General features: G+C 39.7%; 11 protein-coding genes. 2 read left to right on the forward strand and 9 right to left on the reverse strand.

Going from position 1 to position 13513, the window contains the following annotated elements; genetic code table 11:
• Positions 1–34: 34 nt before the first annotated feature.
• From dnaJ to hemW, 5 genes are all read right to left on the reverse strand, one after another.
• Complete coding sequence (gene dnaJ / locus ABH902_RS07760; protein ID WP_404590102.1) at positions 35–1195, reverse strand: molecular chaperone DnaJ; 1161 nt, start codon at positions 1193–1195, stop codon at positions 35–37.
• A 272-nt stretch (positions 1196–1467) separates the two neighbouring features.
• A complete protein-coding gene (dnaK, locus tag ABH902_RS07765; protein WP_404590104.1) occupies positions 1468–3297 on the reverse strand; it encodes a molecular chaperone DnaK in 1830 nt (609 codons plus the stop codon).
• Between the two features lie 70 nt (positions 3298–3367).
• On the reverse strand, positions 3368–3916 hold the full coding sequence (grpE, locus tag ABH902_RS07770) for a nucleotide exchange factor GrpE (RefSeq protein ID WP_404590105.1): 549 nt from the start codon (positions 3914–3916) through the stop codon (positions 3368–3370).
• 58 nt (positions 3917–3974) lie between these two features.
• Positions 3975–5018, reverse strand: coding sequence for a heat-inducible transcriptional repressor HrcA (gene hrcA, locus ABH902_RS07775; RefSeq protein WP_404590106.1), 1044 nt, complete (start codon positions 5016–5018; stop codon positions 3975–3977).
• 187 nt (positions 5019–5205) lie between these two features.
• Complete coding sequence (gene hemW / locus ABH902_RS07780; protein WP_404590108.1) at positions 5206–6375, reverse strand: radical SAM family heme chaperone HemW; 1170 nt, start codon at positions 6373–6375, stop codon at positions 5206–5208.
• 325 nt (positions 6376–6700) lie between these two features.
• On the opposite strand from hemW, the gene ABH902_RS07785 reads away from it, so the two are divergent.
• Both ABH902_RS07785 and ABH902_RS07790 read left to right on the forward strand, forming a co-directional pair.
• Complete coding sequence (locus tag ABH902_RS07785; protein ID WP_404590110.1) at positions 6701–6829, forward strand: methanol dehydrogenase; 129 nt, start codon at positions 6701–6703, stop codon at positions 6827–6829.
• Positions 6830–6879: 50 nt separating this feature from the next.
• The gene (locus ABH902_RS07790; protein WP_404590112.1) at positions 6880–8574 is read left to right on the forward strand and encodes an oleate hydratase; all 1695 of its coding nucleotides are present in this window, start codon (positions 6880–6882) and stop codon (positions 8572–8574) included.
• A 214-nt stretch (positions 8575–8788) separates the two neighbouring features.
• On the opposite strand, the gene nrdF is transcribed toward ABH902_RS07790, so the two are convergent.
• The 4 genes from nrdF to nrdI are packed head-to-tail and all read right to left on the reverse strand — an operon-like array spanning position 8789 to position 13372.
• Complete coding sequence (nrdF, locus tag ABH902_RS07795; RefSeq protein WP_404590114.1) at positions 8789–9739, reverse strand: class 1b ribonucleoside-diphosphate reductase subunit beta; 951 nt, start codon at positions 9737–9739, stop codon at positions 8789–8791.
• Between the two features lie 15 nt (positions 9740–9754).
• On the reverse strand, positions 9755–10702 hold the full coding sequence (locus tag ABH902_RS07800; protein ID WP_404590115.1) for a ribonucleotide-diphosphate reductase subunit beta: 948 nt from the start codon (positions 10700–10702) through the stop codon (positions 9755–9757).
• 13 nt (positions 10703–10715) lie between these two features.
• Entirely contained in the window at positions 10716–12905 is a 2190-nt protein-coding gene (gene nrdE, locus ABH902_RS07805; RefSeq protein ID WP_404590117.1) for a class 1b ribonucleoside-diphosphate reductase subunit alpha, read from the reverse strand.
• Positions 12905–13372, reverse strand: a complete 468-nt coding sequence (nrdI, locus tag ABH902_RS07810; protein ID WP_404590119.1) for a class Ib ribonucleoside-diphosphate reductase assembly flavoprotein NrdI — start codon at positions 13370–13372, stop codon at positions 12905–12907. The genes nrdE and nrdI overlap by 1 nt, the downstream gene beginning before the upstream one ends.
• Positions 13373–13513 lie beyond the last annotated feature (141 nt).

Raw genomic sequence — 13513 nt, forward strand, 5'->3', positions numbered from 1 at the left:
AAATTTTTTCCTTGTCTAAGATAGACTATGTTGCTTATTTTTTCTTTTTACCACCAAAGGCATCTTTCATTTTATCGAAAAAGCCTTCTTCTTGTTGTTCATCTACTGTTTGACCGCCTGCTTTTGCAAAGGCCCGCAATGCTTCTTTTTGCTCTTCATTTAAGTTTTTCGGCGTAATGATCTTCACTTTGACATGCTGATCTCCTGTTGAACCGCCGCGTAAACGTGGCGCACCTTTGCCGCGTAAACGGAAATTGGTTTCTGTTTGAGTACCTGCCGGGATTTTTAATTTTACATCGCCATGCACGGTTGGCACCTTCACTTCGTCTCCCAATGCCGCTTGCACAAAGCTTAATGGCAGATCATAGTAAATTTCTGAGCCTTCGCGGTCAAAAATATCACTTTCTTCTACATTGAACACCACATACAAATCGCCATAAGGTCCGCCGTTTGTACCAGCTTCACCTTGGTTTGCCAAACGCATTTGTTGTCCGTCTTCTACACCAGCCGGCACATTTACTTTTACTTTATGCGCTTTTTTCTCATGACCGGTTCCATGACAAGTTGGACATGGATCTTTAATTTCTTTTCCGGTTCCATGACAAACATCACAGGTTTGACGACTCATAACGCGGCCAAGCGGCGTTTGACGTTCCACATTAATCGTTCCTGAGCCGTGGCATTTGTGACAAGTTTCAGGATGTGTACCTGGTTTTGCACCGCTGCCGCCGCAGGTAGCACAATTGTCTTCACGATTATATTTAATCTCTTTTTCTACGCCAAAAATCGCTTCTTCAAATTTAAGCTTAATTGTATATTGAAGATCGGCCCCTTGTCTTGGTGCAGTTGGATCAACACTACGTCCGCCGCCGCCAAAGAAGGAATCAAAGATATCTTCGAACCCGCCGAAGCCGCCGCTACTAAAGCCGCCGCCAAAACCACCAAAGCCACCAGCTCCGCCGCCGTAATTAGGGTCCGTTCCTGCATGACCGTATTGATCATAAGCCGCTTTCTTCTGTGGATCACTTAAGACTTCATAAGCTTCAGAAACTTCTTTAAATTTTTCCTCGGCGCCTTCTTCTTTATTAATGTCCGGGTGATATTGCTTTGAAAGCTTGCGGTACGCTTTTTTTATTTCATCATCTGAAGCACCTTTAGACAAACCTAGCACTTCATAATAATCTCTTTTAGCCATTCGTTCCCCTCCAACTATCTATTCCTTTATCCAAGAACCAACATAACTGATTCACATCAAAACATCGTTGTAATCATACCACAAATTATGTAAAAGCAAAATAGCTTCTCTAAATTTGGCGTAACCTGCTGCGATGACTATAGATAGGCAAAAGGTGTGGAACAAAAGTAAAAATACTTTTATGCCACACCCTCCTCCTATAGCCGAACAATCGGTGAAACAGATTCATTTCTTTTGTTTTGACTATTTTATCGGCTACTTATGAGCGATGATTATTTATCGTCGCCTTCTACTTCTTCAAAGTCAGCATCTACAACGTCATCTGCTCCGCCTTGTGCAGCTTCCGGATTTTCTTGTGCTTGTTGTTGCGCTGCTTGTTCATAAAGTTTCACTGTTAAGTTTTGAACGATTTCGTTTAATGCATCACGTTTAGCTTTCATTTGTTCGATATCGTTTGCTTCAACAGCCGCTTTTAATTCGTCGCGAGCATCTTCTGCTTTTTTCACTTCATCTGCATCAACTTTGCCTTCTAATTCTTTCAAAGTTTTGTCAACTGTGAATAATAAAGCATCCACGTCATTACGTAAATCTACTTCTTCTTTGCGAGCTTTATCTGCTTCAGCATTTGCTTCAGCATCTTTCACCATACGTTCAATTTCGTCGTCTGATAAGCCTGATGAAGATTTGATTGTGATCGTTTGTTCTTTTTGTGTACCTAAATCTTTCGCACGAACATTAACAATCCCGTTTTTGTCGATATCAAAGCTTACTTCAATTTGTGGCACACCACGCGGAGCAGCTGGAATATCTGTTAATTGGAAGCGACCTAATGTTTTATTGTCCGCTGCCATTGGACGTTCACCTTGTAGTACGTGAATGTCTACAGCTGGCTGATTATCTGCTGCTGTTGAGAAGACTTGTGATTTACTTGTTGGAATAGTTGTATTGCGGTCGATCAATTTAGTAAATACGCCGCCCATTGTTTCAATTCCCAATGATAATGGAGTTACGTCCAGTAAAACAACGTCTTTCACATCACCAGTGATAACACCGCCTTGGATCGCAGCACCCATTGCCACTACTTCATCCGGGTTCACTGATTTGTTTGGTTCTTTGTTGGTTTCTTTACGCACAGCTTCCACAACTGCAGGAATACGTGTTGAACCACCAACTAAAATAACTTCATCAATTTCAGAAGGAGTTAAGCCTGCATCTTTTAAGGCTTGACGTACAGGAGTTTTAGTCCGTTCAACTAAATCGCTTGTTAATTCATCAAATTTCGCACGTGTTAGGTTCATTTCCAAGTGCAATGGACCAGCATCGCCAGCAGTGATGAATGGTAAGCTGATTTGTGTTGATGTTACACCTGATAAATCTTTTTTCGCTTTTTCAGCCGCATCTTTCAAGCGTTGCACAGCCATTTTATCTTGAGATAAATCTACGCCGTTTTCTTTTTTGAATGCTGCTACCATGTAATCGATGATCTTGTTGTCAAAATCGTCCCCGCCCAGCTCATTATCGCCTGCAGTTGATAATACATCAAAGACCCCATCGCCAAGTTCAAGGATGGATACGTCAAAAGTACCGCCACCAAGGTCAAAAACTAAAACTTTTTCGTCTTTATCTGTTTTGTCTAAACCATACGCCAACGCTGCTGCTGTTGGTTCGTTGACAATCCGTTCTACTTCTAAACCGGCAATTTTACCAGCATCTTTTGTTGCTTGACGTTGTGCATCGTTAAAGTAAGCAGGAACAGTGATGACTGCTTTGTCTACTTTTTCACCTAAATAATCTTCCGCAAAGCCTTTTAAATATTGTAAAATCATTGCAGAAATTTCTTGTGGTGTATAAGATTTACCGTCGACATCTACTTTGTAGCCCGTTTCGCCCATATGACGTTTAATAGATGAAATAGTGTGCGGGTTCGTTACTGCTTGACGTTTTGCTACTTCCCCAACTTGAATTTCACCATTTTTGAAAGAAACTACGGAAGGAGTCGTACGATTTCCTTCTGGGTTTGCAATAATTTTTGCTTCGCCGCCTTCTAAAACTGCGACAGCTGAGTTTGTTGTTCCTAAGTCAATACCGATAATTTTACTCATAGTTCATGATCTCCTATCTTCTTTTTAATTTTTGCTTTTTCTATTAGAATGCAAGTTTTTGTTTTGCTGCTTATTGTGCAACAACAACCATACTTGCGCGTAAAACGCGATCGTGCAGTTTGTAGCCTTTTTGTAAAACTTCTACGATAGTATCCGCAGGTGTTTCGTCACTTGCCGGAATCGTTTGAACCGCTTGATGTAAATTCGGGTCAAAGACTTCACCTTTCGCAGGAATTTCTTCAATCCCTTCTTCTTTCAAAGCGCCTTGAATGCTTTCAAGAACCATCGCTACGCCTTTTTTCAGGCTGGCACCTTGTTCTCCTTCTACTTCAATGGCCATTGCTCGTTCTAAATTATCAATCGAAGGCAGCAGCTTCTTGCCTAAATCTTGTGAGCGATAGCGCACTAGTAATTCCCGTTCGTTTTTGAAACGATTGTTCATGTTGGCGATTTCTGCGCGTGCTCTTAAGAATTTGTCTTCCATTTCAGAAAGTTCTGTTTCTAAGCGCTGTTCTTCTGTTACTTCAGCTTCTTCTGGAACATCTGAAGGCTCAACAGCATCAACCTCTTCCACTTGCTGATCCGTAAGCTCTTCATTTGTTTCTTCTTTTTTGGTCACTCTTGCAACTTCCCTTCTCGGTTCCGTAGATTTGTAGTTTTATATAGTAACTTCTTGCTTATTCATCTAAAAAGCGATAGTAAGCGCCAAGTTTAGAAGCTAATTCATGGCGGAACACGTCAACCAGACCGAAGATCTTTGAATAAGGCATACTGGTCGGTCCTAAAAGTGCAATGGTTCCTTTTCCATGTCCAGTTACTTCATAGGTTGCTGTAATCATACTCATGTTTTCCAATAAGTCATTTCCTATTTCCGTTCCAATCCGTATAGCGATCGGTGTATCTGTTTGATCGCCTACACTTAACAAGTGGGTCAGTGCATCTGTATTCTGCATAAAGGAGTAAACCGATTTTACTTGATCAAGATCCTGCTTCATACCAAAATCCAAGACATTCATCCGTCCGCTGACAAAGACCTTTTCCTCAAAGGCATGTCCCAGCATTGCATCGAATAGTTTCATCATACCGTCAGGGGTTTGGAAGTAACGATGCAAAATCATCGGAATTTCTGTTCTTAGTCGATGATAGACCGTCAATAACGGCTGACCTACCAGCTTGTCGTTAATGATCTGTGTCATTTTTTCTAAATCCTGACTGGATACCGAAGCCGGAACAGCAAACACCTGACTTTCTACATTGCCTTTATCGGTTACAATAATAGCAATGATTTGACGTTCATTTAAAGGAACAATCCGAAAACCAGTCAACTTGCGTTCTTTCACTTCCGGTCCTAGCGAAAAAGCTGTGTAGCTGGTCAAATCTGATAGAATTTCGGCCGACTGTTCAATGATATCATTAATCTCATGAAATTCTTTGCCGAACGATTGCCGAATCAGCTCTAGCTCTTCCTGACCAATCTCCGCCGGACTGAGCAAATGATCCACATAATAGCGGTATCCGCTCATCGAAGGTATTCTGCCGGATGAAGAATGGGTTTTTAACAAAAGACCATATTCTTCCAATGTTTTCATATCGTTTCGAATTGTGGCTGAGCTCGACTTAATACCGTCTTCCATCAGCTTCTTAGAGCCTACAGGCGTACCCGTATTTGTATATTCTTGGATGATAAGACGCAAAATATTCTTTTGTCTTTCAGTTAACATAATTACCACCCTCCATTAGCACTCATAACGTTCAAGTGCTAATACAATTATAAATATACCAACTCCCTCCATTAATGTCAAGAGAAAAACTTCTTTTTTAGCACTCTCCTATCCAGAGTGCTAACTAAATAGAAAAACCTGAAAAAAAGCAATTTTTGCCGCCTTTCAGGTCATTACACATACTATTTTATTCCTTGTCCAATAAAAAAGCTTCAAAAACATCGTTGCCGACAAACAGGCCTTTTTCTGACAATTGGAAGGTCTCTTCATTTTCAATCAGCAGACCTTTTTGAATTAAATCCGGAATTGTTTCTTGATAAACTTCCGTTAGCGGACGACCAAACTTTGCAGCAAATTTTGCTTTAGAAACGCCTGCTTTTTTTCTTAAACCTAAAAACATTTCTTCTTCAATTTGGTTGTTTAAGGTCAGGCTTTCCGTTTCTAACGTTGGCAGCTGCCCTTTACGCAAGGGGTTCAAGTAATGCTGGATCGGTCCGTGATTGCGATAACGAGTGTGACCTAAATAGCCGCTTGCCCCCGCACCAAATCCATAATAATGAGCATTGTCCCAATAGACAAGATTGTGCTGGCTTTCCATTCCTTTTAAAGAAAAATTACTGACTTCATATTGATGCCGTCCTGCTTTTTCCATCGCGGTGATGGTTTCTTCAAACATTTGCGCTTCAATTTCTTGATCCGACAGCTCAAGACGTCCTTGTCGAACCAGATTCATAAATAGGGTTTTATTTTCAAGAATCAGAGAATATAGCGAATAATGCGGCAAATCAAGCTCAATTGCTCGTTTAAGCGTATCACGAAAATCCGCTAAGGTTTGCCCCGGTAAGGCATAAATAAGATCTATACTAACGTTGGAAAACTGTTCTTTTTCCAAAAATTTCATCGTATCGTAAACATCAGCAGCCGTATGCTTGCGTCCAATTTTTTTCAGTAAACGATCATCGAAAGTTTGAACTCCCATCGAAAGGCGATTCACACCAAACTCTTTCATTACCCGCAGCTTTTCCTGCGTTAAATCACCCGGATTGGCTTCTACTGTAAACTCATGTGTATCATCAAAAGGCAATAGCTCGCGCACGCCTTTTAGCAACACTGCCAGCTGCTTAGCCGACAGCGAGGTCGGTGTTCCGCCACCGATGTAAATTGTTTCTGTATCCTTACTAGGATATTGCTCTTTAGTCAGACGAATTTCCGTTAGTAACGCTTGAATGTATTCGTCTACCGGCTGTCCTTCTAAAAAGACTTTATTAAAATCGCAATAATAACAAATATGTTCGCAAAAGGGAATATGAATATAAGCGGACACCTTGTTATCAAAAGCTGTATTACTTTTTTTCATGGATTAGCTTTCCTCCAAATAAACGGCTGTTTTAGGGTCTGGTTCAACTATATGAATATAGCATTCAATGTAAAAAATTAAGCTTCTATAAGCATACTAAACGTATTTGACAAATAAAGCTATAAAAAAATGCTAAAGTTACACATTCTTGAAATTTCTGCTATTTATCTATAGTAGCTTTTTGACTCCTTCTAAAAATTAGACACTCCATTCAATTTGTCCAACTTTCCCTTTTCCCTTCACCTTTTTATTTGGCATTCCTTGAAAAAGAAACTATCCTTTAAGTATAAAGTTCGTTTTAAAAAAATTGAAAGGATGGATTTTCATGAGCAAAAAAATGATGAAATTTGGTATTGGTTTAGGTCTTGTCGTACTAGGAGCTGTGTATCTTGGCAAAAAAACTGGCTTACTTGAAGATGACAGTCATCTCTATGACGAATACGAATCAATTTAAATGAGTCACTACACCAACACATATACAGCCAAATAATTGGAGGGATTATCATGAGAAAAAAGAAAGCAATTATGATCGGTGCCGGCATCGCCAACATGGCCGCCGCAGTTTACTTGATTCAAGAAGGCAAATGGCAGGGAGAGCAAATTACCTTTTATTCCTTAGATGATCATGGTTCCAACGATGGAGCACCTACAGACACCGTCACTGATGAATACTGGAACAAAAATCATCCCTTAGAAAACCAAAAGGGCTATATTGCCCGCGGCGGCCGGATGCTAAATTACCGAACTTACGTCGACCTGATGGATTTGTTAAGCCGAATTCCTTCTGCAACTGAGCCGGGTATGACTGCTGAAGAGGATACCCGTGACTTTGATGCAAAACACCGTACCTTTGACAAAGCACGTTTAATGGAAGGCGGCAAAGGCATTATTGATGGCGGCAAACTGGGCTTTAACAATAAAGACCGTCTGCTTTTAACGAAACTAATTGCAATGCCGGACTCTGAAGAAGAAAAGCTGGACAATGTGACAATCGCTGATTATTTTAAAGACGATCCGCACTTCTTTGAAACGAATTTCTGGTTTATGTGGGAAACGACCTTTGCTTTTCGGACACGCAGTTCCGCGCAAGAGCTACGCCGCTACATGCATCAAATGATCTATGAATTTACGCAAATTGAACATTTAGTCGGAGTCAATCGGACACGTTACAATCAATATGAAAGTATTATGTTGCCGCTAATTAATTATCTAAAAGAGCAAGGCTGTAAGATTGTCTTAAATCGCCGTGTTACAGATTGGGAATTTAAAGAAACAGCGATGCAGGATGAAATTACTGTAACTGGCTTAAAAATGACCAATACGCTTACTCAAGAAGAAGAACACGTGGTAGTTGATGAAGATACTGCTGTTATTTTTACTAACGGATCGATTACTGACTCCGCTACTTTAGGCGACTATCATACACCGGCTCCTGAAAATATGGATTACGGTGCTGCTTCCGGTTTATGGAAAAAAGCAACTGAACGCTTTTATAATTTGGGCAATCCAGATAAATTCTTTGCCGATCGTGATGCCAGTGAATGGGTCAGCTTTACGTTAACAACAAAGGATCATTTACTGTTAAATGAAATTACTCGAATCACGACACAGGTTCCCGGTAATGCGTTGAATTCCTTTATTTCAACAATGCCAATTACGCCTTTAGGACAAAAGGATGTCAATATGTCCATCGTGGTGCACCACCAACCACATTTCACTTCGCAAAAGCCAAATGAAACAGTAATCTGGGGCTACTTCCTTTATCCTAGACGTCGCGGTGAATTTGTTGACAAACAATACATTAAAATGACTGGGAAAGAAATGCTGGAGGAATTAATCGGACAGCTTTCAAAAGTCGATCCGGGCCCAGGCAATATTCGAGAAAAGGAAACGGAAATCTATGACAGTGTCATTAATAACATACCGGTTTATATGCCGTATGCTTCCGCTTTATTCAATAATCGGGCTAAAACTGATCGACCAAAAGTGATCCCACAGCATTCCACAAATTTAGCCTTCACTGGCGAATTTGTAGAACAGCCTTATCAAATGATTTTTACCGAACAAAGTGCTGTTCGTTCCGGTGAGATTGCTGCTTTTCACTTTGCCGGCATCCCAATGTCGCGTTTAGTAAAAACACCCCGCTACGACAAGGATTTACCAACCTTAGCACGTGCTGCTAAGAAAATGTTTGATTAGTTTTCAAACTACTTAAAGAGGACAAGACAAAACTAAAAAAACAGTTTTGTCTTGTCCTCTTCCTACTAACAAACGGTGGACAAAAGTCAGGTTCTTCAGCAGTTTCATAAAATCCGTTCAATATAAAAAGCATCTTGTTCATCTTTTACTCCGATTGCTCGAACCTCAACGACTTTCGACTCACCTCTTTTTTGGGAAGGAAAACCTTTCGTTTTTAAAAATCGTAGTCGTCGTCAACCATGGCTTCGGCATCGCCCATTAGATAACCGGCACCAACTTGTGAAAAGAAATCATGATTTGAGGTTTCGATTGAAATGCCGTTCATCACAATCGGATTCACATCATCTACATTGGCATTTTCATAGTATAGGGAAAAGCCCATGTTTTGCAAAGCTTTGTTGGCATTATAGCGGACAAAAGTTTTCACATCTTCGGCTAATCCAATTGGACTATAGACTTCTTCTGTATATGCCAGCTCATTTTCCATTAAGTCATCCAGTAATTCGTACATCCAAGTGGTTAATTCGTTTTGCTCAACTTCTGATAATTCGTTAAACGTTAACCGGAATTTATAGCCAAGGTACGTGCCATGAACCGATTCATCGCGAATAATTAATTTAATCAGCTCAGCTAAATTTGCTAACTGATTGGAACCGCGATACCACAGCGGCGTAAAGAAATTACTATAATATAAGATACCTTCTAAAAAGATGCTGGCAATTTTAATTTGCAGCGGTGAGCCTGACTGATAGATATCATTAATGCGCTTCGCTTTGTATTGCATTCTAGGATCATTATTCATCCAATCATACACTTCGTTAATTTCCTTCATTGTATTCAGTGAAATTAAGATTGTGCCATAGCTTTTGGCATGAATAGATTCCATAAACAAAAAGTCATTCAAAATCGCTGTTTCTTTTCTGGTTCTTACGTGATCCCGCATAGCGTTGACACCTTCTTCGGACTGTAAGGTATCCAATAAAGCCAAGCCGCCAACGACTTTTTTGATGACTTCCTGCTCAACCGGCGACAGCTTGCGCCAGTCAGCTAAATCATTGGAAATCGGTACACGCGTATCCAGCCAAAATTGGGAGGTTGCTTTATCCCAAACGTAATCATCAAGCTCATCTTCTATTTTATTCCAGTTCATTACACGGTGCTGCATATTATCTTCTCCTTTTTAAAAATCGTAGTCCTCATCAGACATTTGATCAGTTTCAACTTGGTTAGCTAAGCTTTTACGCGGTTCCAAATCATGCGTTGTAAGCTTACTCAACAGATTTTGGATAGTCGCCAATTCTGACTCTACACCTGCAAACAAAGGTTCAAAACCAAGATTTGTCAAGACTTTATTCGCAGCCTGCTGGACTAAAATTTCTGCTTCGTTTCCATACTCCGATTCAGCATAAAGCATATCAATCAAATCTAATTCATTGATAACAAAATAATTAATTGTTGTATACGCCCATTCTTTAAACGTCTCTTGCTCTTTTTCATCCAGCTTTTGTAAAGAAATTCGCAGCTTATTGGCCAAATATTGGCAATGGAGAGATTCATTCATCACGACTAATTTGATCATTTCCGCAACATTCGTAAAACGTTTTTCAGTCCAATAATGCAGGAACAAATACAAGCCGCTATACATTAAAATTCCTTCCAAGCACAGGTTAGCCAGGCGTTTTTTCAAAATAGATTCTTCAGCATATAAATCATGAATTAAGTCTAGTCGTTTTTGCAGCTGAGTCTCTTCATCTGCCCACTGCAGCAGCTCCTCTACCTTTTCAGATGAATTAAAGGCCATTAATAAGGCATTATAGGTTTTGGTATGAACTGTTTCGATAAATTGAATATTGTTGTAAATCGCCGATTCTTGTTGGGTATGCGGACTATTTTTGATTACCTTATACCCGTTCAATGATTGAAATGTCGTTAAGGTGGCCAGCGCTGCGGCATTTTTATTTAATACTTCTTGTTCTTTCGCTGTCAATGCCTGCCAGTCGGTTAAATCATTGGACACAGGAATTCGTGTATCCAGCCAAAATAAAGAAGTCGCTCTTTCCCAAGTAGCATGATCTAGCTCGTCTTCGATTTCATTCCAGTTAATTGCTTTATAATGTAGATAGCTCATCTTTTTCCCTCCATTAAATCATGCATGCTTCGCACGTATTGACACTGCTGAATTCATCGTCTTCGGTATAGGTTCTCACGTAGTAAAGTGATTTAATGCCTTGCTTCCAAGCATAGTTGCGCAAACGATTTAAATCTCTGGTTGTTAGCTTAGGCTGATCAGGTTGCTTCCATTCATAAAGACCTGCCGGTAGCTTTGAACGCATAAAGAGTGTTAAGCTCATCCCTTGATCAATATGCTTTTGCGCTGTTGCATAGACATCAATAATTTTTCGTTGATCATAGTCATACGCTGTTTTGTAAAAATCAATTGTTTCGTTCGACAAGTAAGGTGCCGGATAGAAAATAGAACCCACTTTTTTCTCTTGACGATTTTCAATCAGCTGAGTAATCGGATGCAAAGAAGCACTCGTTTCATTCACATAAGAAATTGAGCCGTTTGGCGCTACTGCTAAGCGGTTGCGGTGATATAAGCCCGTTTTTTGAATGTCTTCTTTCAAGCTTTGCCAATCATTGATTGTAGGTAATTTCACATGACGGAAGAGTTGTTTTACTTTATCACTGTGAAACACAAATTCACTTTCCAAATAAGAATCAAAATAAGTGCCGTCCGCATAAGTAGATTTCGCAAAATCGTGAAATACTGCTTCTTTTTCCCGTGCAATTTGATTGCTTGCTTTTAATGAATAATAATTGACTGCTAAAAAATACGCTTCAACAAATTCTAAGGATTCTGGCAAGCCGTATTCAATCTGTTCCAGTGCCAATGCAGTATGCAGACCCATCGCACCTAAACCAATAGTATGATATAGATCGTTCCCTTTTTGAATAGTTGGAACTTCCTTGACAGAGCTTAAATCTGTGACAGTCGTCAATGCTCGAATAGCTAATTCTACGGATTTACCAAAATCAGCTGACTTCATCATATTTACAATATTGCTTGAGCCAAGATTGCAGCTGATGTCTGTTCCTGTTCGGTCATAGGATAAATCTTCATTTAACGTAGACGGCTCTTGAGGCTGTAGGATTTCAGAGCATAAATTACTCATGATAATTTTACCGTTAACCGGATTGGTTCGATTCGCTGTATCAATGTTTAAAATATAAGGATAACCAGATTCTTGCTGTAATCGGGATATTTCTTGCTCTAATTCGCGGGCGTTGATTTTTGTTTTAGTAATATTAGGATTTGCCACTAAGTTGTCATATTCTTTGGTGACGTCAATATAAGAAAATGGTTGACCGTATTCCCTTTCAACGGAATAAGGGCTGAATAAATACATTGGCTGGTTGGTTTTAATTAATTCGTAGTATTTATCCGGAACTACTAAGCCTAATGATAAGGTTTTTACTCGAATTTTTTCATCAGCATTTTCCTTTTTTGTAGCTAAAAAGGCTAAAATATCGGGATGAAAGACATTTAAGTAGACCACACCAGCGCCATTGCGCTGCCCTAGCTGATTACTGTAGCTAAATGAATCCTCTAAAATTTTCATTACAGGTAAAACACCAGACGATGCATTGATGATTTCCTTGATCGGATCTCCAGCAGCTCGCAAATTACTTAAGTTCACTCCGACTCCCCCACCAATTCGAGAAAGCTGTAACGCAGCGTTGACACCGCGGCCGATAGATAACATTGAATCTGCAAAATCAATCAAAAAGCAGGAAACCATTTCGCCACGACGTTTTTTACCAGCATTTAAAAAGGTTGGGGTCGCGGGCTGGTAGCGCTGGTGAATCAGCTCATCCGCCAATTCCAAAGCTAACGTACGATCGCCATTGCCCAAGTACAAGGCATTGAAAGCGATGCGATCTTCAAAGCGCTCTAAGTATTGTTGCTGGTCATCTGTTTTCAAAGCATACTGGGAGTAAAATTTGTAGGCGCCCATAAAGCTTTTGAACTGAAAACCGGCGTTGTAAATGCGTTGAAATAAGGCTTTGATAAAATCAAAATCATACTCCTCCGCTATGTTTTGACTTGGATAAAGCTTTAACACCTCCAAATCAATATACTGATTTTCTACTAAATAAGTCAGCTTTTGCTTTAACGTAGAAAAGGTCACGGTCTTAGGTAAAATTTCGTCAGAAAAATAAGCGTTGAGTGCTTCTTGATCATGCTGTAGCTGAATTTTTCCATCTACCGGAATATTGACCAAATTATTTAGATAAAAGTATTCTTTTCTGTTTGTTGCCTTCTCCATTACTCTGCCTCCTGCTTGTCAATAAATGCATTGCGCTGTGTAATAATGCTGTCTGCTATGCGAATAATATCGTCATCGCTCCCGCGTAATTCAAACTCATCGATTACTGGAAACTGAAATCGCTCTGCATATTGATAAGCAGTTAAACAAAACTGTTTATTGAAATTGCGGTTGCCACTACCAATAATGCCGTAGCAATATTGAGCATTATCATTCGCTGCAATAAAATCACCTAATTTTGTGGTTAGGATTTCTTGATAGCCATTGTGAATACCGTTGCCGCCTTCCAGATAGGATGGAAGAATACTTACAAAAGGCTCGCGAATCAAATATTCTCCCTTGTATTCTTTTATATTGATGGATGTCACGTTGATCCCGCGCTCCATTTTACAATAGTTACTCAAGCGTTCAACAAAATCTGTCGTATTTCCACTTAAGCTAATATAGATGATGGTTAAATTGTCCATAAGCTGCCTCCTTCGCAAACACTATATATTGTGTTGCAGGAATAATATTACTACCACATATTGATAAATTCAAGATTGATTTTTTTTATTTTTGTGTTAGAATGAGAATGTTTCTCAATTAGACCTTTGGTATCATTCACT

It is taken from the genome of Enterococcus sp. UD-01, assembly GCF_044909655.1.
Lineage (GTDB): Bacteria > Bacillota > Bacilli > Lactobacillales > Enterococcaceae > Enterococcus_L.